Here is an 18,260-nt window from a genome sequence, read left to right on the forward strand (position 1 = left end):
GACGGGTCCAGACTACGCCCGGCCGAAAAGGTCGCCGTGCTTCTCCACTCTGGCGAGTACGTCAGGGGCGGTGAACACCAGGTCATCGGGGTGTTCACAGCCCTCGACCTCCTTCCACAGCAGCGGCGTCGAGACCGTCGGCCGCTCCCTGGCCCGCAGCGAGTACGGCGCCACGGTGGTCTTGGACGGATTGTTCTGGCTCCAGTCGATGAACACCTTGCCCGGCCTGGCCTTCTTGGCCATGACGCTGACGATCTCCTTCGGGTGCTCCTTCTCCAGGGTCTGGGCCAGCCTCTTGGCGTACGCGGAGGGCTCCTCGCGGCAGTCCCAGTCGGCGTAGAGCTGCATGCCCTTGTTGCCGCTGGTCTTGGGCCTGGCGGTGAGCCCTTCGTCCTTCAGCAGCTCGCGCAGCACGAGCGCCACGCGGCAGCACTCCACGATGGTCGCCGGCGCGCCCGGGTCCAGGTCGAACACGAGCGTGTCGGGCGGCAGCGCCGTGCCGTCATCGTCCACGCGCCACTGCGGCACGTGCAGCTCCAGCGCGGCCAGGTTGGCGTAGTAGGCGAGCGTCGGCAGGTCCTCGACCACGGCGAAGTCGATGGTCCCGCGGTTCTTGGTGCTGCCGGGGGCGGGCAGGTTGACCTTCCTGACCCAGTCGGGGGTGTGCTCGGGCGCGTTCTTCTCGAAGAAGAACTGTCCGGTGACGCCGTTCGGGTAACGCTTGACGGTCAGGGGCCGGCCCGCGAGGTGCGGCAGCAGGACGGGGGCCACGCGGCTGTAGTAGTCGATGACCTCGGCCTTGGTGAAGCCGATCTCCGGGTAGAGCACCTTGTCCAGGTTGCTCAGCGTCAGCTCGCGCCCGTCGACCCTGACCGGCACCTTCTTCACAACGTCACCTCCGCGGGGACCTTGTCGGCACGCAGTCCGCGCCAGACCGGATGTCTCAGCCGCAGCTCGTCGGTCCACATCGTGTAGCCCACCTCCCCGACGAGATCGGGCCTAACCCACCGATTTCTCCACGGGACCGCGTTCGTGAAGGGGCTGCGCGGGATCTCCAGAGGTTGTAGCGCCTGGTGGAGGTCGTCCAGGATGGCGTCGGTGAACCCGGTTCCCACGTGGCCGACGTACGTCAGCCCTTCACCGGTGAAGACGCCCATGACGAGCGAGCCGATCCCGTTCGCCCGGCGGCCCTTGCCGGGTTTCCAGCCGCCGATCACGACGTCCCTCGTGCTGAGGTGCTTGACCTTGATCCACCACGGCGAGCGCACGCCCGGCCGGTACGGCGAGTCGAGGTGCTTGGCCACCACGCCCTCAAGGCCCTGCTCCCGCGTGGCGGTGAGCAGGTCGGAGTCCCCGGGGAAGTACGGCGGCGCGCCGATGTCCAGCTCGTCGAGGAGCGCGCGCCGGTCGCGGTAGGGCAGGTCGAACAGCGGCCTGCCGTCCAGGCAGAGCAGGTCGAAGGGCATGTACGTGACGGGGTAGAGCTCCAGCACGGCCGGTTCGGGATCGGTCAGGTGCATACGATGCTGGAGCCGGACGAAACTGGGCCTGCCTCGCCGGTCCAGGGCCACGACTTCGCCGTCGATGACGGCGTTCTTAACCCCGAACCCCGAAATTTCTGGGTATCGCCGGGTGTACTCCACGCCGTGCCGTCCGGTCACCCTCAGTCCGTCGGTGAGGTGTACGAGCGCGCGGATGCCGTCCCACTTGACCTCCAGGCCGTACCGGTCACGATCGGAGGGTAGTTCCCCAGGTACGGCCAGCATTGGTTCAACCGGGTATGGCATTCCTTGCCCCATGACGGGTATGTGCCCATATGGTGAGCCCGCTACTGCTGAGGAGTGCCCATGCGCAGCATCTGGAAGGGCGCGATCTCCTTCGGGCTGGTCACCATCCCGGTGAAGCTGTACTCGGCGACCGAGCAGAAAGACGTCAGCTTCCACCAGGTCCACCGGGAGGACGGCGGCAGGATCCGCTACAAGCGCGTGTGCACCGTCGACGGCGAGGAGGTCCCGTACGCGGACATCGCCAAAGGGTACGAGCTGGCCTCGGGCGAGATGGTGGTGCTCACCGACGAGGACTTCGAGGACCTGCCGCTGAGCACGTCGCGCAGGATCGACGTCCTCCAGTTCACCCCGGCCGAGCAGATCGACCCCATCTACTTCGCCAAGTCGTACTACCTGGAGCCCGACGCCCAGGGCGCGAAGCCGTACGTGCTGTTGCGGAACGCCCTGGAGAGCTCGGGGCAGGTGGCCGTGGTCAAGGTGGCGCTGCGGCAGCGGGAGTCGCTGGCCACCCTGCGCGTACGGGACGGGGTGTTCGTCCTGGAGACCATGTTGTGGCCGGACGAGATCCGCGCCCCCGACTTCGAGTTCCTGGAGGAGGACATCGAGGTCCGGGCACAGGAGCTCAAGATGGCCGAGTCGCTGATCACCACGATGGAGTCGGACTTCGACCCGAGCGAGTACCACGACACGTACCGCGAGGCGTTGCAGCAGGTGATCGAGGCGAAGGTAGCGGGCAAGGAGGTCGTGGCGGCGCCTGAGGAGGAAGAGGCGGGGCCGGCGGTGGACCTCATGGCGGCCCTGCGCGCCAGCGTCGAGGCGGCGAAGCGGGAGCGGACCGGGGAACCGGCCAAACCGAAGAAGGCGGCGGGCGGCAAGTCCTCCAAGGAGGCCAAAGAGGCCAAAGAGGCCAAGGAAGAGGAGAAGGCCCCACCCAAGCGCAAGGCCCGCAAGTCCGCCTGACCAGCCGTCGGCCCACCGCGAGTACGCCTGCAGGCCCCTTGCCAGTACGCCCCCAACTCACCGTGGGCACATCCGCCCGACCACCGTGAGGATCGGCGCGGTCGGCAGACCCGTCGGCGAGGGCGTCGGGTGACCGGCTGCCCAATCCCGTGAGGGCGGCACCGTCTCATGGGTGAACCTCGCCGACGTCGTCTGCTCGGCGGCGTCGGGAGCTGAAGACGGCGATCACCCTCTAGGAGGGGCAGAGCGGCTGGCAAGCAGGGGCCCATCCGGCGAACACGTAGCGCTTGCCCGCTGGGGGAGCCGGCAACGGCCGAGGCGAGCCGGCCGGAGGACGTGTGCGGCGTCAGAAGTGGCATATAGAACCCGGGCGGTGGTGGCGGTGAGCACGGCGACGGCGGCGAGGGTCACCCGCCAGTTGAGGTGCCGGCCGATGAGGGTGCCTGTCGGCCTGGTTGGGAGAGGAGGCGGGGAGTAGGGCCGGGCCGATGGTGATCCCCGTCCTCACGCACGATCCTGCCCTCACGCGCGATTCCCACCTTCGTGTGCAGCGTCAGCCCGCGCCGTGGTGGACGCCCGCCTGTCCGTGGGGTTGCGGAGGGCGACGGAGATCGCGACAGCGAAGGAGGCGGCCACCACCGGCACGGCGCCGACCTGCGCCGCTGGAAGGGGTCCGAGCGCTCCAGGGCTGACGTGCTGACGAGCCCCTGACCTCGGCTGCCCCCACCGCCCCCTGGCATCTACGGCCTGCGGGCTCTACGGCTTCCCAGCTTCTACGCCCCTGCAGCTTCTACAACCCAGCGGGTTCTACGGCCTTGAAGCTTCTACGACCCAGCGGGTTCTACGCCCCTGCGGGTTCTGGGATCCCGCATCTACGGCCCTGTGGGTTCTGCGGCCCTGCGGGTTCTACGGCTTGCGGGCGTGTTGGTGCGGAGGTGGGCACAGCATCTCGGGCTCACATAACGCTCATTAGCCATAAAGCGGACATTATCTTCATATCGCAATAAGTGGCACCAATTGCCCGCCGTGAATCGGCCGGGCCTCGCCGCTGGAGAGGGGTGTCGGATTTCCGGATCCCCCCAGACCCCGCTCGGCCGACCCGTCTCCAGTGATCATGATAGATTCGGACATATCATGGCATATCAGTCAATAATTGTTTAATGCAAGCAATAAGGCTGTTAATGCATAGCAAAAAGGCGGCGGTTCTGTGTTGCCATGCCCGCGTCCAGGAAATGACATTTCACGGATGGCTCATCACAGGTCGTCCAAGGGCAGTTCCCTGGCAACCGGGGAGCGTTGAGAACGGGGCAACCAATCCTTTAGGGGGAAACGCAATGCCCAAGCTCAAGGGTATTCTCGCAGGCCTCGCCGTCAGCACGGCCATGAGCGGCGGTGTCGTCGCGCTGGGTGCGGCGACCACCATGACCAGTGCCGACGCCGCCACCAGCGCCGGTGTCGTCACGTCCACCAGCTTCCAGGCCGGCTGCTTCCGCAGGTCGCGGTGCGGCGGCTGGGGCTGGGGCGGCGGCGGTGGCTGGGGTAACTGGGGCGGTGGCGGCTGGGGCTGGCGCCGCCACGGCAACCGCGTCGGCAAGGTGAAGGTCAGCATCCACAACCGCAACTTCAACCGTAACCGGGTGACGGAGCGGGAGGACGTGAAGCCTCTCATCCGCCACCGCGACCACGACCACGACCACGACCGCGACGACTGGGGCTGACGAACGGGGAGGGAACCGTCGTCCTCATGAAGGCGGCGCCGCGCTGAATTCGACCACCGGGTACCGGGCTCGGACAACGGTCTGAATCGCGGCCGGCGCGCTGGAGGAATCGTTCTCTCCGTCCCTTCGGAAATTCTGGTGAGGGCTTCATCGGCATCGGCCGGGAAGCCCTCACCTGCGTTTCCAGCGCGACTTACCATGCAAATCTGTGCCTACCGGCAAAAGTGGACAATTGCGGTTTGCTGGCCATACATGGGGATATATCAAGGTCATGGATGGCAGGCAAGGCAAGCCATACCGTCCACGTCGTTTCCTGGGAATCCGGAAGCGTCGATCAACGGGGCATCCAAACCATTAGGGGGAAACGCAATGCCCAAGTTCAAAAGTGTTATCGCAGGCCTCGCCATGAGCACGGCGCTGAGCGGCGGAATGATCGCCCTCGGTGCGGCGACCACGGCCACCAGCGCCGAAGCCGCCACCAACGTCACCGCCGCGGCGACCACCACCACTCTGTCCGGCTGCTTCCGTCGCTCCTGGTGCGGCGGCGGCTGGGGCTGGCGCAACAACTGGCGTCGCCACCGGCTCCCTCGGATCCGCATCATCATCGTCAACCGGAACCGGAACCACGACGTGCTCGCGCGTGACGCTCGTCAGCAGGTTCGCGCTGACGACGACGTCGAGCGTGACTGGCGCTGACCAGAGGCTCTGAATCCGGGGCGCGAACCACGATCGCGCAACTGAGTGCCCGCATTCCGCCGAACCCTCGTTCCTCCTGAGAACGAGCTCTCGGCAGGGAGTGCGGGCACTCACTCGTCTCACCTTCTTGTCCGTACGGTCTCGGGACCGGGCGACGCCTCCTGTAGGGCAGGCCCTTGGGGGGCGTCTGGAGGGCGGGGAGGGCGGGAGACAAGGTGAGTGCCCGCATCCGGGGGGTGATCCCCGCTCTCCGTCGAGAGCGGGATCGGCCGGATGCGGGCACTCCTCCGTGTCGGCGTGGTCTCACTTCTCAGGCGAGGCTCTCGCTGAGCGGGCTCTCACCGGGTGAGACCTCCCGCCTAGTTGTCGTTGTGCTCGCGGTCGTCGTGCCGCTGCACGTTGTTGTTGTTGTGGTTGCTGTTGTGGTTCGTGTTGTGGATGACGACGCGGACCCGGGGGGTGTTGTTACGACGCCAGCCCCAGCCGGCACCGCGTCCCCAGCCCCAGCCGCCGCCGCGTCCCCAGCCCCAGCCGCCGCCGCAGCGGCGGTGGCAGCCGCCACCCCAGCGGTTGCCCCAGCTGCGGCCCCAGCCGCCCCAGCCGCACCGGGTCTCCCGGAAGCAGCCGGCGAGGGTGGCCGCGGTGGCCGAGCCGGTGACGCTGGCGGCGTTGGCCCCGGTGGCGGTGGTCGCCGCGCCTACGCTGACCACACCGCCGGTCAGCGCGGTGCCCATGGCGAGCCCTGCGATAACACTTTTGAGCTTGGGCATTGTGTTTCCCCCTAAAAGGATTGATTGCCCCGTACTCGTCGCTCCGCGAAATCCGAGCCTTCTGGATTTCTGTTGGAGCGGCGTGGATGCCCGCTAGCGAACATCCATGTTAGGGATATATCCCACCGAATACCCCACAAACGGACATTGTCCTCTCTTGTCCGACACTATGGCGCATCATGGTGCATAATCGGACATTTCGGACTCGGTAGGGCGAGGGGGTGGGCGGAGCGCGCATTTGAGGGAAAACGCAGTGAGGGCTCCACCGGCAGAATGCCAGTGGAGCCCTCACCGGGAATTGCCGCGGTGACAGAAGAGAAAGGGATCTCAGGCGGCCCCGCAATGTCCGGGTGCGGTCACTTCCTGGGAGCCCAGTACTCGCCGGTCGAATTCACTTCGCCGTGAAGAGCGACCATCCATGGATCACGGGCGCCATCCCCGAGCGATCAGTTCTCGCGGTTCCAACGGTTCTCGCGGTTCTCGCGCAGCTCGTTGTTGGTTCTCGTCTCGACGTTGTCGTTCGTGTTCTCGTTGAAGATCTTGACGCAGACGCCGCCGCCGCGGTGCCGGCGCCAGCCGCCACCCCAGCCGCCGCCCCAGCCCCAGCCGCCGCCGCCCCAGCCGCCGCCCCAGCCGTGGCGGTTCCTGTTGCAGCGGTGGTGGCGACGGTGCCACCAGCCGTGGCCGTCCCCATCGCCCCAGCTGAGGGTCGTCGGGCTGGTGACGTTGTTGGCGGTGCTCGCGTTGGCGGTGGTCGTCGCGCCCAGGCTGACCACGCCGCCGGTCAGCGCGGTGCTGACGGCGAGACCTGCGATAACACTTTTGAGCTTGGGCATTGCGTTTTCCCCCTAAAGGATTGGTTGCCCCGTTCTCGACGTTCCCGAGAGACCCGGAAACAGGTCTTGAACGACTAGCTGATGAGCCATCCGTGAAATGTCATTTCCGGGACAGAGCTACAGCAAACAGGAGTGGCCCTATTTTGCTATGCATTAGCAATCTTATTGCTTGCATTACAGCTCTATCGAATGAAATGCCATGATATGTCCGATTATGTACATATGACGGGGTGCCCATCACATCGGGTTCCGGCAGCACCGCCCGCGCTTTTCTCATGGAATGACGGCATGGCCATACGCGCCGACAGGCGGCGGCCATGCGTGTATTGACGGCTCGCTGAAAATGCTCGCCGCGGCACACCGATGCGCCGGACATGAGAAAAGCGGGACGATGCTGTCGTCGGGATCGTTCGGGGAACGCCATGACGCTTCCCCGATGGAATTCCAGTGGCCGCGACCTTCCGATAGCTGACGGAGAGTGTCCGGTGAGTCGCGCACTGTATCCGCTTCTGATGCTTACCCGTACTGACCCCGGTAAACGGTGACAGACAGCTTTTGCCGCACACTTAAGCTGCCAAGAGATCCATTAGATCTCTATGAGCGGAAATTTCGGGGCTGGTCCCACATGTCCGCCCGCGCGGACGTGCCCACCGATGCGGCTGGAGGGGCACGACACCCGCTTGCGTCCCGTATGTCCATCGATGCTCTGATAGTCACGGAATGCAGAGCCCGCCTGAGCGCGCTGGTTATCGTGGAAGAGCGACGAGGAGGACGTAATGACAGCGGCGGAGCCGATCCCTCACTGGCCGGGACGCATGATCGGCTCGGTGTACGTGCGATCCACCCCCGAAGACGGCCCCGCCGAGCAGGCGGTGTTCGTCCACGGGCTGGCGGGCTCGGCCACCAACTGGACCGACCTCATGGACGAGCTCAAGGACACCGTCACCGGCCACGCCCTCGACCTGCCTGGCGCGGGCTTCTCACCGGCGCCGGAGGACGGCGACTACACCGTGGCCGGCCACGCCGCCGCGGTGATCGGACTGCTGGAGCACACCGGCCCGGCCCACCTGTTCGGCAACTCGCTGGGCGGCGCCGTCGCGGTACGGGTCGCCGCGTCCCGGCCCGACCTGGTCCGCTCGCTCACGCTGGTCTCGCCCGCCCTGCCCGACCTGCTCCCCAGGTACGGCCCGGTCCGCGTGGCCGCCGCCGCCGTGCCCAGGGTGGGCGAGTGGGTCGCGGGCAAGCTGCGCCTGCTCCCCGCCGAGCAGCGCATCAACGCCTCCTTCGCCATGGTCTGGGCGAACATGAACGCCGTGCACCCCGTCCGCCTGGCCGACGCCGTCGAGGAGCTGCGCCGGCGCGACGACGTCCCGTACGCGGGCGAGGCCATGATCGGTTCGGCGAGGGGCATCGTGGCCGAGTACTTCCGGCGGGGCGAGGACACCCTGTGGCGTCAGGCGGCCAAGGTCGAGGCGCCGACCCTCATCGTCCACGGGCGGCACGACCGTCTGGTGCGCCCGGCCATGGCGGCGAAGGCGGCCCGTACGTTCCGGCAGGTCAGGCTCGTGCTGCTGCCGACGGCGGGCCACGTGGCGATGATGGAGATGCCGCGAGTGGTGGCCGCGGAGGCACGCCGTCTGATCGGTGAGACGAGATTGGGGAATGCCCCACTCGCCGAGTAGGTTTCAGCTAGAGATGTGACCCCCTGAAACGGGAGCGTAGAACGTGTCGTTGCCACCGCTGGTCGAGCCGGCCACAGAGCTGACCGTAGACGAAGTGCGCCGCTACTCGCGCCACCTGATCATCCCCGATGTCGGGATGGCCGGGCAGAAGCGGCTGAAGAACGCCAAGGTGCTGTGCGTGGGCGCCGGCGGCCTGGGCTCGCCCGCCCTGATGTACCTGGCGGCGGCGGGTGTCGGCACCCTCGGCATCATCGACTTCGACGTCGTCGATGAGTCCAACCTGCAGCGCCAGATCATCCACGGCCAGTCCGACGTGGGCAGGCCGAAGGCCGAGAGCGCCGCGGCGTCGGTCCGCGAGATCAACCCGCTGGTCGAGGTCGTCGTCCACAACGCGGCCCTGACCACCGAGAACGTCATGGAGATCTTCTCCGCCTACGACCTCATCGTCGACGGCACGGACAACTTCGCCACCCGCTACATGGTGAACGACGCCGCCGTGCTGCTCGGCAAGCCGTACGTGTGGGGTTCGATCTACCGCTTCGACGGTCAGGCCAGCGTGTTCTGGGCCGAGCACGGGCCCTGCTACCGCTGCCTCTACCCCGAGCCCCCGCCTCCCGGCATGGTGCCGTCGTGCGCCGAGGGCGGCGTGCTCGGCGTGCTGTGCGCGTCGATCGGCTCGATCCAGGTCAACGAGGCCATCAAGCTGCTGACGGGCATCGGCGACCCGCTGGTCGGCCGGCTGATGATCTACGACGCCCTGGAGATGAAGTACCGGGACGTCAAGGTCCGCAAGGACCCCGAGTGCGTGCTGTGCGGCAAGAACCCGACGGTCACCGAGCTGCTCGAGGACTACGAGGCGTTCTGCGGCGCGATCTCCGACGAGGCCGCGCAGGCCGCCAGCGGCTCCACGATCACCGCGCAGGAGCTCAAGTCCATGATGGACAAGGGCGACAACATCTACGTGGTCGACGTCCGCGAGATCAACGAGTACGAGATCGTCTCTATCCCGGGCGCCACGCTGATCCCCAAGGGCGAGTTCCTCAACGGCTCGGCCCTGGAGAAGCTGCCCCAGGACAAGCGCATCGTGCTCCACTGCAAGTCGGGCGCCCGCTCGGCCGAGGCGCTCGCGATCGTCAAGAACGCGGGCTTCTCCGACGCGGTGCACGTCGGCGGCGGGGTGCTGAGCTGGGTCAAGACCGTCGACCCCAGCCTGCCCAGCTACTGAGGCGTTTTCCGGGGAACCGTCCGCCGAGGCGCTTAAGGTCGGTGTCGTGAACCACGCCCGCCCCTGGCCCACTCTGGTGGTGTCCTCCGCGCTGACCCTGGTCTGCGCGGTGGCTGCCGGGGTGGCCGGGAGCGCGGCGGGCACCGAGCTGACCCGCGGGCCGAGCGCGTCCGAGCTGCGGGCCGCCGCCACGCGGGAGGTCGCCGAACGCTGGCGCGCCTGGCCCGCCGGGCGCGTCTTCCCGGCGGCCCTGCCGTACGCGGCCGAGCAGGGCGGGCAGGAACGGGCCGAGCGCATCGGCATCTCGCCGCACACCGGCTGCGGCGCGGAGTCCCTCGACGTGAAGGCGGTCAGGACGTTGCGCGAGGCGGGATGCAGAGGCGTGCTGCGGGCCACCTACATCGACGCGCTGCGCGGGGTGCTCGTCACCGTCGGCGTGGTCGCGCTGCCCGACGAGTCGCGCGCCGTCCGGGCCAGGAGCGCGTTCGCCGACAACGGCAAGCCCGTGCCGGGGCTGCGGCCGCTGGCCTTCAGGGGCACGGTCGCCGAACGGTTCACGTCGTCCATGCGGCAGGCCGGGTCGGTGCGGCAGGCGGGGCCGTACGTGGTGCTGACCACGGCGGGCCAGGTGGACGGCCGGCCCGCGAGCACGGCCGGCGAGTCACGACCGGCCATCTTCGCCTTCGCCACCGAGCTGTCCGAACGCGTGCTGCTCGACCTGAGCACCCCCAGGATGCCCGACTGCGCGGCCGAGGAGTGGCGGTGCTGAGGCGCGGCGCGGCGACGGCGCTGGCCGGGGTGGTGGTCTCCGCAACCCCCGCCGTCCTGCCCGCCTTCGCCGACGACGACGTGCGCGGCGGCCAGCGGGCCGTCATCGAGACGCTCGACCTGCCCGCGGCCTGGCGCACCAGCAAGGGCGCGGGGGTCACCGTGGCCGTGCTCGACTCCGGGGTCGATCCGGCCCACCGCGACCTGGCCGGCTCGGTGACCGTGGGCCGCGACCTCACCGAGGGCGCGAACCCGCCGGGGGTCGCGCCACGGCGGCTGCACGGCACGTACATGGCCTCCCTGATCGCCGGGCACGGCCACGGGCCCGGCGGAAGGCAGGGCGTCATCGGCGTCGCGCCGGAGGCCGGAATCCTGTCGGTACGCGTCATCCTGGAGGACGAGGAGCCGGGGTTCAGGGAGTTCAACTCGGCCGAGCGCTTCGAGGACGTCGTGGCCAGGGGCATCCGCTACGCGGTCGACGAGGGCGCGGACGTCGTCAACATGTCGATCTCCAAGGAGCTCGCGACCAAGGAGGAACGGGCGGCCATCCGGTACGCCATCTCCCGGGGCGTCGTGCTGGTGGCCGCGGCCGGCAACGACGGCGACAGGAAGACCGGCGGGGACTTCGCGCCCTACTCCTACCCGGCGTCCTTCCCCGGCGTGGTGTCGGTGGGGGCCACCGACCGGCGGCTGCGCCGGGCCACGTTCTCCAACTGGAACTCCTCGGTGCTGGTGGCCGCGCCGGGCGTGGACATCATGGGCGCGGGGCCCGGCGACGAGTACTGGGTGGGCCGGGGCACCTCGCAGGCGACCGCGCTCGTCTCGGGGGTGGCCGCCCTCATCAAGGCGAAGTTTCCGCAGATGTCGTCGCCGCTGGTCGTCCAGGCGCTCGCCGACAGCGCCGACGACCGGCCGCCCGGCGGTTACGACACCGGCACCGGCTTCGGCGTCGTCAACGCCCGCAGAGCCCTGGCCGAGGCCGCCCGCCTGGCCACGCACACCGAGACCGCGACCGGCCCGCAGGCCCAGGACCCCGCCAAGCCCCTGGCGGGCGGCCCCGCCGGGCCCATCAAGGTCACCACCAGGGACCGCCGCCGCGTGACGATCTACGCGGCCGTCTCCGCCGGGGCCGCGGCCGGGGCGCTCGCGTCGCTGGGAGTCATATTCTTCCTGGTCAGACGCGTACGACGCGACCACGACGCACACGACGCATGATCCGCCGCCTAACGGGGACGAAATAGACACCGACCGAACGCGGGAGCGAGGCCAGGGTGGTGAAGGCACGTAGGTCGACCTCAGGGCTACCGCGCGCCGGCGAGGCCACACCGGGAGGGAGCAACCCGCTCGGGGCGTCGACCGGCCGCCGGTCACGCGTGCGTGCCTGGCCGGCGGCGAACTCCCGTACGCGCACCGCGGCCAAGGAACGCGCCGAGCTGGCGGCCCTCCAGCAGGGCATGCGCTTTCGGCGCATCTTCGTCGTGCTGGTCGGCGCCATCGTGGCCGTGTCGGCCGTCGTGGTGCTGCTGGGCACGATCGGCCTGCTCAACGAGACGCGCTCGCGCCCGCTGACCCCGGCCGAGCAGAACCAGTACAAGCAGGAGGAGATCGCCAGGCGCTGGCAGGCGTGGCCGGCCACGGGCGTCTTCCCCGAGGAGGTCAAGTACCTCGGGCTCGACCGCGCCCAGCAGTACGCCAGGCGGGTCGGCATCGCCCCCGAGACCGAGTGCGGCAAGGGCGTGGACGCCTCCGTCGCCGGGGTCCTCGACAGCCACGGGTGCGTCACGATGCTGCGCGCCACGTACGTCGACCAGACCTCCACCTTCGTCATCACCGTCGGCGTGGCCGTGCTGAAGGACGAGGAGTCCAGGGTGTCGGCGAGCGAGCAACTGGGCCAGGACGACCGGGTGGGCGTGCTGCCCGTGGCCTTCCCCGGCACCGTGACCGAACGTTTCGGCTCCGAGCAGCGCCAGCGCACCGGCTGGGTGGGCGCCGGGCCGTACATCGTCTTCTCCACCGCCGGGTACGCCGACGGGCGCACCAGGGCCGCCATCCCCCCGGAGGAGATCCTGCACAGTGAGCTCTGGCCGGCGGCCAAGTCCGTCGGCAACCAGATCGCCTACTTCCTGGCGGATCCCCCCAAGGTCCCGCCGTGCACCCAGGGGAACGTGTGCTGACCGCCGTACGGGCGCTCACGGCCACGCTGCTCGTCCTCCTCGGGCCCACGGCCGCCCCGGTCAGGGACCAGCAGCAATGGGTGCTGGACGCGCTCAACGTCGAGCAGGCGTGGAACGTGACCAAGGGCAAGGGCGTCACGGTCGCCGTCGTGGACAGCGCGGTGGACACCGGGATCAAGGAGCTGAAGGACCGGGTGACGACCGGGCCCGACATGAGCCCGGGCGCGGTGGCCCGCGAGGTGCGCCCGGGGCGGCACGGCACCGCCATGGCCGCACTGATCGCCGGTTCCGGCGCCGACGACGGGCTGATCGGAGTCGCGCCCGAGTCGCGCATCCTGTCGCTGCCCCTGGTCACCGACGACGAGCCGGACTTCGACCTGCTTCCGCCCACGGACGCCCTGTCGCCCGAGAGCTCGCTGGCCCGCGCCCTGCGGTACGCGGCCAACCACGGCGTCCAGGTGGTCAGCATGTCGATCGGCTCCTACGGCCCGGTCAGGTCCGAGCGGGAGGCGGTGTCGTACGCGCTGAGCAAGGGCGTCGTGCTGGTGGCCGCCGTGGGCAACGACGGCCAGACGCCGTACGCCAAGGAGAAGGGCACCTCGTTCTGGAGCTTCCCGGCCGGCTACTCGGGCGTGATCGGCGTCGCCGCGACCGACAGGCAGGGCAGGAAGGCCACGTTCAGCAGCGACAACCTGTCGGTCCTCGTCGGCGCGCCGGGCGTGCAGGTGCCCGTGGTCAAGCGGCCCAGCGGCTACGAGCTGTCCGACGGCACCAGCTCGGCCGCCGCGCTCGTGGCCGGCGTGGCCGCGCTGATCAAGTCGCGCTACCCCGCCCTGCCGCCCGAGCAGGTGGCCCAGGCGCTGGCCTCCAGCGCGCGGGGCCGTCCGGCCGCGGGCTACGACGACAACACCGGGTTCGGCGTGGTGGACGCGGGGGCCGCGCTCAACGCCGCCGAGCGCCTGGCCGGGCAGCAGCGCAGCGTCGCGGCCGCCGGCAAGGACCATTTCGGCCGGGGCGAGGACTCCCCGGTGCCCAGCCGTCCCGGGGCCGATCCGTGGCGGTTGTGGCTGTACGGAGGCGGTGTCCTGGTCGCGCTGGTGACGTTCTGCGGGGCGATCATCGTGCTCAATCAGCGCAAAGAGTGATGAACCGCTCGTACTTCGTCCGCGTGGAGGGTAAAGATCCGCTATGGTCGCGCGTCATGGGATACGAGCTGCGGGTGGTGCGCGAGTCGCCACTCGCCTTCGCGGAGCTCGCGAAGGCCATCGCGCCGGCCGGTTTCGAGCTGCGCGGATCTGAGGAGATCGTGGCCGGCCACGACGGCGGCCGGCACGCGGTGGCGCGCTGGCAGGGCCAGGTCGTGGGCGAGCCCGGCTCCGACTGGCAGGTGGCCCAGCTCCTGCGGCTGTCGGCCGCACTCGGCGCCCGCCTGGTGGGCGAGGACGGCGAGGTCTACGCGCTGCGCGACGGCGTGATCGAGGTACTGTCCGGCGGGACGGTGATGGAGATCGGCAAGTTCGAGGAGATCATCGACGCGGGCCCGGCCGCATGGACCCCCTGAACCCCTTCGCCGAGCGGGTGCTCGACCTGGTCGAGCGCATCCCGCCCGGCAAGGTCATGGCCTACGGCGACATCGCCGAATACCTGGGCGAGGGCGGCCCCCGCCAGGTGGGCAAGGTGATGTCCACCTTGGGCGGCGGCGTCCCGTGGTGGCGCGTCGTGCACGCCGACGGCAGCGGCGCCGCCCCCGACCACCTGCGACGATGCCTGGCCCACTGGCAGGAGGAGGGCACCCCGCTGCGCGGCGAACGCGTCGACATGAGGCGGGCCCGCTGGGACGGGCGTTCAGCGGATTTTCAGTAAGGGGTCTGACCTGCGGTTTCGCTGTTGAGGCGATTCTGTGACATGTGACTCCCATTACCATGGGCTGAACACTGACAGGCCCGAAAGGCGGTGCCTCCACGATGGCCACCGGCGTCACAGCCCAGCGCCACAGCGGCGACACGCTCGCCGACCGCCTCAAGGCTGTCCAGGATCTCTGCGATCGTGGCGAGCCTCTTGAGGCGGTCATGCGTGCCGCCGGGCCCGGCGGCCGCGACGCGGCGTTCGACACCGAGCTGCTCAGCGGGCCCCTGGGGTCGCGCATCGACCTCGCGGTCAAGCGCGGCCCGGCGCGGCGCCGCGAGCTGCTCACCCTGATCCGCCCCTACCTGGCCGGCGTGTCCGCGGAGGTCAAGCGCGACCTGCCCGTCGCCCGCCGCGTCATCTGCCACCTGATCGAGCACCGTCCCGACGACGAGCTGATCGACGGCGAGACGCTGGTCAAGGTCGTCACCGCGGCCGCCGAGCCGTCCAAGCGCATCCGCAAGGGCCTGAGCTGGTACGCCGACCTGCCCCTCCGCGACGAGCTGCCGCCCGACCTCTACCGGCTGCGCCGCGCCGACATGGTGCCGGTGACCCACATCGACGACATCGTGTGGGTCGACGGCAAACTGCGCGTCACCGGTTTCGCCTACCTGGCCGGGCTGTCCGTCCGGAGCCGCAGGTTCAACTGGGCGACCGTGGTGCTGCGCGGGCCGCGCTGGCTGCCGCCGATCCGCATGCGGACCAGGCGGGTGCTCGCGCCCGAGGCCACCCACGGGGCCCGCGAGCCCGGCTGCAACTACGACTGGTCCGGCTTCACCGCCGAGCTGAGCCCCTGGCCGCTGCGCTGGCGCGGGGCCGTGCGCGGCATGGTGCACGCGGTGCGGCGGCGGTTGCGCCACCGTCCGGGGGTGCCCGACGCGACGACCTGGCGGGCCGAGATCGTCTTCTGGAGCCGTGGCGCGCGGGCGATCGGCCTGCTGCGCGGCTCGGCCATCGGCAGGCCCGAGCGCCCGGCCGGGCTCAAGCTGCGGCCCGGCTGGTGGGTCCGTCCGGTCTGGACGTCCGACCGCGCGCTCCAGGTCGTGCTCCAGCCCAACAGGGCCGAGCTCACCGGCGTGTCCGTCCAGGACGAACGCCTCGAACTCAAGATCTTCCTGCCCGGCCGCAGCGTGACCAAGGGCCACGCCAGGCTGGGCGGCCACCGCATCGCGGCCGACTTCACGCCGTCCGGCGGCGGCACCGAGGTGCTGATCGGGCTGGCCGTGCCCGCCCTGCTCCAGGAGAAGGACGGGCGGCGTCTCTGGGTCGAGCCCAAGGGCGACCCGGCGGCCTCCGTCATGCTCGCCGACCTGGTCGAGACGCGCACCCCGGTGGGCGACCGGGAGATCACCGTGCTCGGCGACCGGCGCGACCGCGTCGTGGTCTCCGCCCACCGCATCCGGCCCGTGATCACCTCCGCGGTCTGGGAGGGCTCCACGCTGGTCCTGCGCGGCAACTACCCCGACGCGCCCGGCCCCCGGGTGCTGACGCTGCGCCACCGGTCGGGGCTGATGTACTCGCTGCCCATGGAGCGGTCGGGCGACGACTTCTCCGTACGCGTGACGCCCTCGTCCATGGACCGCTTCGGCGAGTCCGTGCCGCTGGCGGCGGGCAGCTGGAACATGTCCTTCCGGCACCCGTCGGGCGAGATCGTGCCGTTCCGGATGGACCACGCCGCCCTGCCGGGGCTCGACGAGGAACCGCGTACGGCCGACGGCCGGGCGTACCGGATGATCTCCACCCGGTTCGACGTGCCGGTGATCACGGTCGAGGAGGAGCGTCCCAACGACGAGCGGGGCGTGGCCGGCACCCACGTGCTGCGCCGCGTCTTCTACCCGGCCCAGCGCACCGAGCCGCTGCACGACGCGACCGTCTACGTCGTCAACGACGGCCGGCTCTACGCCGACAGCGTGCGCGCCATCTACGAGGAGCGGCTGCGCAGGGGCGACGACCGCGAGCACATCTGGATCGTCAAGGACGCCGCGTTCGTGCCGCCGGGCGGCGCGCGGGCCGTGCGGGCGGGCAGCCGCGAGCACCACGCCGCGCTGGCCCGCTCCAGCCACATCGTCACCAACTCGTTCCTGCCCGCCTGGTTCCGCGCCCGCGAGGACCAGGTCGTGCTGCAGACCTGGCACGGCACCCCGGCCAAGCGCATCGGCAACGACCAGCCGCACATGGCCCGCGACCCCCGGCCGCCGATCTGGCACCGGCAGGCGGCCGAGGTACGCGGCTGGGACGTGCTGCTGTCGCAGTCGCCGTGGGCCACCACCGTGCTGCGCAGGGCCTTCGGCTACAAGGGCGAGATCCTGGAGAGCGGCCTGCCCAGGAACGACGTGCTCAACTCGCCCGAGCGCGAGGCCAGGGCCGCCGCCGTCCGCGAGCGGCTCGGGCTGGTCGAGGGCAAGCGGGTGGTGCTCTACGCGCCGACCTGGCGTGACTACGACCGCAAGAACGCCATGGTCAAGCTCGACCTGGCCAAGGCCCGCGAGGCCCTGGGCGCCGACCACGAGATCCTGGTACGCGCCCACCCGATGCAGGCCATGCCCGCCGTCCCCGACATCGCTCACGACGTCACGACTTATCCGGACATGGCGGATCTGCTGCTGGTGACCGACGTCCTCGTGACCGACTACTCCTCGGTCATGTTCGACTTCGCCGCCACCGGCCGGCCGATCGTCTTCTACGGCTACGACCTGGCGAAGTACTCCTCCAAGCGGGGGCTCTACCTCGACCTGCCCGAACAGGCGCCCGGCCCGGTGCTGCCGACGTCGGCCGAGGTGATCGACGCGCTGCGCTCCATCGACGAGGTGGCCGCCGCGCACGCCGACCGCTACGACGCCTTCCGGGCCACGTTCGCGCCCAAGGACGACGGCAAGGCGACGGCCCGCGTGGTCGACCACCTGTTCTCCTGAGGGCGGCTCAGAGGTCGATCGGCAGGTCCGAGAGCATGAAGGGCTTGCCGGCGTCGTACCCGAAGGGGGGCGGCGGGGCGGGAAGGTGCTCAACGAGCAGGTAGAGCAGCGCTGACAGGGTCGTGGCGCACACGATCTCGCCGGCCTCGACCAGGCGGCGGATGCCCGACAGGTGCACCCACTCGATCCGCTCGGCCTCCCACGGGTCGCTGGGCGGGCCGATGTGGGTGGCCGAGTCGGCCCGGTAGATGTGGTTGAGGCTGTCGGTGAAGCCGTTGGTGGGCTGGACGGACATCAGCGGGCGCAGCGGCCCCGGGCGCCAGCCGGTCTCCTCCTCGACCTCGCGGGCGGCGGCCACCATCGGCATCTCGCCCTCGTCGACCTGGCCGAGCGGGACCTCCCAGCCCCAGCTGTCGGTGATGAAGCGGTGGCGCCAGATCAGCAGCACCCGGTCCTGCTCGTCGGTGACGACCGCGCCCGCGCCCGGTGCGGTGCGGACGAGCCGGTGATCGAGGTGCCGCCCGTCGGGCAGCTCCACATCCGCGATCCGGATGTCCAGCCACTGGTCGGCGTAGAGCGACGTTTCGGAGTGGACCTGCCAGCGCATGTGACCAACCCCCCAGCAGAGGCACGGGTATCAACCCAACGTTACAAGAGACAACGCTGCGTGTGTGGGGCAATCGTGCTGATCGTTGCATCGTCCGAGGCCGCGGGACGCTCACGGCGAAACCCCGGCCTCGGCGTGTCGCACGATATTCGGATATTTGCCTCGATACGGTGGGCGGATCGCGGGGGAGGCCGGGCAAGACGGCACGATCTGTCCCTGT

The 18,260-nt window shown here is 69.8% G+C and carries 17 protein-coding genes; 12 read left to right on the top strand and 5 right to left on the bottom strand.

What is annotated here, in order from left to right; genetic code table 11:
• Nucleotides 1–12: 12 nt before the first annotated feature.
• Together ligD (ACWCSU_RS40140) and ligD (ACWCSU_RS40145) are read right to left on the bottom strand one after the other, a co-directional pair.
• Nucleotides 13–888 carry a non-homologous end-joining DNA ligase gene (gene ligD, locus ACWCSU_RS40140; RefSeq protein ID WP_449941993.1) on the bottom strand — a complete coding sequence of 292 codons (876 nt, stop codon included), beginning with the start codon at nt 886–888 and terminating at the stop codon, nt 13–15.
• The gene (gene ligD, locus ACWCSU_RS40145) at nt 885–1,766 is read right to left on the bottom strand and encodes a non-homologous end-joining DNA ligase (protein WP_449941994.1); all 882 of its coding nucleotides are present in this window, start codon (nt 1,764–1,766) and stop codon (nt 885–887) included. Before ligD (ACWCSU_RS40145) ends, ligD (ACWCSU_RS40140) begins: the two co-directional genes overlap by 4 nt.
• Nucleotides 1,767–1,847: 81 nt before the next feature.
• On the opposite strand from ligD (ACWCSU_RS40145), the gene ku reads away from it, so the two are divergent.
• The 3 genes from ku to ACWCSU_RS40160 all read left to right on the top strand — a co-directional run bounded on the left by ku (nt 1,848) and on the right by ACWCSU_RS40160 (nt 5,161).
• Entirely contained in the window at nt 1,848–2,747 is a 900-nt protein-coding gene (ku, locus tag ACWCSU_RS40150) for a non-homologous end joining protein Ku (RefSeq protein WP_449941995.1), read from the top strand.
• A 1,334-nt stretch (nt 2,748–4,081) separates the two neighbouring features.
• A complete protein-coding gene (locus tag ACWCSU_RS40155) occupies nt 4,082–4,465 on the top strand; it encodes a hypothetical protein (RefSeq protein ID WP_449941996.1) in 384 nt (127 codons plus the stop codon).
• 369 nt (nt 4,466–4,834) lie between these two features.
• Nucleotides 4,835–5,161 carry a hypothetical protein gene (locus tag ACWCSU_RS40160; protein ID WP_357708325.1) on the top strand — a complete coding sequence of 109 codons (327 nt, stop codon included), beginning with the start codon at nt 4,835–4,837 and terminating at the stop codon, nt 5,159–5,161.
• Between the two features lie 359 nt (nt 5,162–5,520).
• Here the strand turns inward: ACWCSU_RS40160 and ACWCSU_RS40165 are convergent, their stop codons facing one another.
• Nucleotides 5,521–5,931 (bottom strand): hypothetical protein, encoded by a 411-nt coding sequence (locus ACWCSU_RS40165; RefSeq protein ID WP_357708324.1) that lies wholly within the window; start codon nt 5,929–5,931, stop codon nt 5,521–5,523.
• A gap of 446 nt (nt 5,932–6,377) precedes the next feature.
• Complete coding sequence (locus ACWCSU_RS40170; protein ID WP_449941997.1) at nt 6,378–6,767, bottom strand: hypothetical protein; 390 nt, start codon at nt 6,765–6,767, stop codon at nt 6,378–6,380.
• A gap of 776 nt (nt 6,768–7,543) precedes the next feature.
• Between ACWCSU_RS40170 and ACWCSU_RS40175 the strand changes: the two genes are divergently transcribed.
• From ACWCSU_RS40175 to ACWCSU_RS40215, 9 genes are all read left to right on the top strand, one after another.
• Nucleotides 7,544–8,449 (top strand): alpha/beta fold hydrolase, encoded by a 906-nt coding sequence (locus ACWCSU_RS40175; RefSeq protein WP_357708322.1) that lies wholly within the window; start codon nt 7,544–7,546, stop codon nt 8,447–8,449.
• A 43-nt stretch (nt 8,450–8,492) separates the two neighbouring features.
• Nucleotides 8,493–9,674 (top strand): adenylyltransferase/sulfurtransferase MoeZ, encoded by a 1,182-nt coding sequence (moeZ, locus tag ACWCSU_RS40180; protein WP_364102787.1) that lies wholly within the window; start codon nt 8,493–8,495, stop codon nt 9,672–9,674.
• 46 nt (nt 9,675–9,720) lie between these two features.
• Nucleotides 9,721–10,443, top strand: coding sequence for a hypothetical protein (locus ACWCSU_RS40185; RefSeq protein ID WP_449941998.1), 723 nt, complete (start codon nt 9,721–9,723; stop codon nt 10,441–10,443).
• Nucleotides 10,437–11,657: a S8 family serine peptidase gene (locus ACWCSU_RS40190; RefSeq protein ID WP_449941999.1), complete on the top strand. Its 1,221-nt coding sequence runs from the start codon at nt 10,437–10,439 to the stop codon at nt 11,655–11,657. The genes ACWCSU_RS40185 and ACWCSU_RS40190 overlap by 7 nt, the downstream gene beginning before the upstream one ends.
• A gap of 158 nt (nt 11,658–11,815) precedes the next feature.
• The gene (locus ACWCSU_RS40195) at nt 11,816–12,616 is read left to right on the top strand and encodes a hypothetical protein (RefSeq protein WP_449942000.1); all 801 of its coding nucleotides are present in this window, start codon (nt 11,816–11,818) and stop codon (nt 12,614–12,616) included.
• Nucleotides 12,592–13,761, top strand: a complete 1,170-nt coding sequence (locus tag ACWCSU_RS40200; RefSeq protein WP_357708316.1) for a S8 family serine peptidase — start codon at nt 12,592–12,594, stop codon at nt 13,759–13,761. The genes ACWCSU_RS40195 and ACWCSU_RS40200 overlap by 25 nt, the downstream gene beginning before the upstream one ends.
• A gap of 56 nt (nt 13,762–13,817) precedes the next feature.
• Nucleotides 13,818–14,177 carry a hypothetical protein gene (locus ACWCSU_RS40205; RefSeq protein WP_357708315.1) on the top strand — a complete coding sequence of 120 codons (360 nt, stop codon included), beginning with the start codon at nt 13,818–13,820 and terminating at the stop codon, nt 14,175–14,177.
• Entirely contained in the window at nt 14,165–14,479 is a 315-nt protein-coding gene (locus tag ACWCSU_RS40210) for an MGMT family protein (protein ID WP_357708314.1), read from the top strand. Before ACWCSU_RS40205 ends, ACWCSU_RS40210 begins: the two co-directional genes overlap by 13 nt.
• A gap of 101 nt (nt 14,480–14,580) precedes the next feature.
• Nucleotides 14,581–17,433, top strand: a complete 2,853-nt coding sequence (locus tag ACWCSU_RS40215; protein ID WP_357708313.1) for a CDP-glycerol glycerophosphotransferase family protein — start codon at nt 14,581–14,583, stop codon at nt 17,431–17,433.
• 7 nt (nt 17,434–17,440) lie between these two features.
• On the opposite strand, the gene ACWCSU_RS40220 is transcribed toward ACWCSU_RS40215, so the two are convergent.
• Entirely contained in the window at nt 17,441–18,040 is a 600-nt protein-coding gene (locus ACWCSU_RS40220) for an NUDIX hydrolase (RefSeq protein ID WP_397038645.1), read from the bottom strand.
• Nucleotides 18,041–18,260 lie beyond the last annotated feature (220 nt).

The sequence above is a fragment of the Nonomuraea sp. NPDC001699 genome (assembly GCF_053596455.1).

Coding starts and splice junctions, on each gene's coding strand:
- ACWCSU_RS40210 (WP_357708314.1), top strand. CDS start 14,165: ATGGACCCCCTGAACCCCTTCGCCGAGCGGGTGCTCGACCTGGTCGAG.
- ACWCSU_RS40205 (WP_357708315.1), top strand. CDS start 13,818: ATGGGATACGAGCTGCGGGTGGTGCGCGAGTCGCCACTCGCCTTCGCG.
- ACWCSU_RS40160 (WP_357708325.1), top strand. CDS start 4,835: ATGCCCAAGTTCAAAAGTGTTATCGCAGGCCTCGCCATGAGCACGGCG.
- ACWCSU_RS40165 (WP_357708324.1), bottom strand. CDS start 5,931: ATGCCCAAGCTCAAAAGTGTTATCGCAGGGCTCGCCATGGGCACCGCG.
- ACWCSU_RS40215 (WP_357708313.1), top strand. CDS start 14,581: ATGGCCACCGGCGTCACAGCCCAGCGCCACAGCGGCGACACGCTCGCC.
- ACWCSU_RS40170 (WP_449941997.1), bottom strand. CDS start 6,767: ATGCCCAAGCTCAAAAGTGTTATCGCAGGTCTCGCCGTCAGCACCGCG.
- ACWCSU_RS40155 (WP_449941996.1), top strand. CDS start 4,082: ATGCCCAAGCTCAAGGGTATTCTCGCAGGCCTCGCCGTCAGCACGGCC.
- ligD (WP_449941994.1), bottom strand. CDS start 1,766: ATGCTGGCCGTACCTGGGGAACTACCCTCCGATCGTGACCGGTACGGC.
- ACWCSU_RS40175 (WP_357708322.1), top strand. CDS start 7,544: ATGACAGCGGCGGAGCCGATCCCTCACTGGCCGGGACGCATGATCGGC.
- ACWCSU_RS40220 (WP_397038645.1), bottom strand. CDS start 18,040: ATGCGCTGGCAGGTCCACTCCGAAACGTCGCTCTACGCCGACCAGTGG.
- ku (WP_449941995.1), top strand. CDS start 1,848: ATGCGCAGCATCTGGAAGGGCGCGATCTCCTTCGGGCTGGTCACCATC.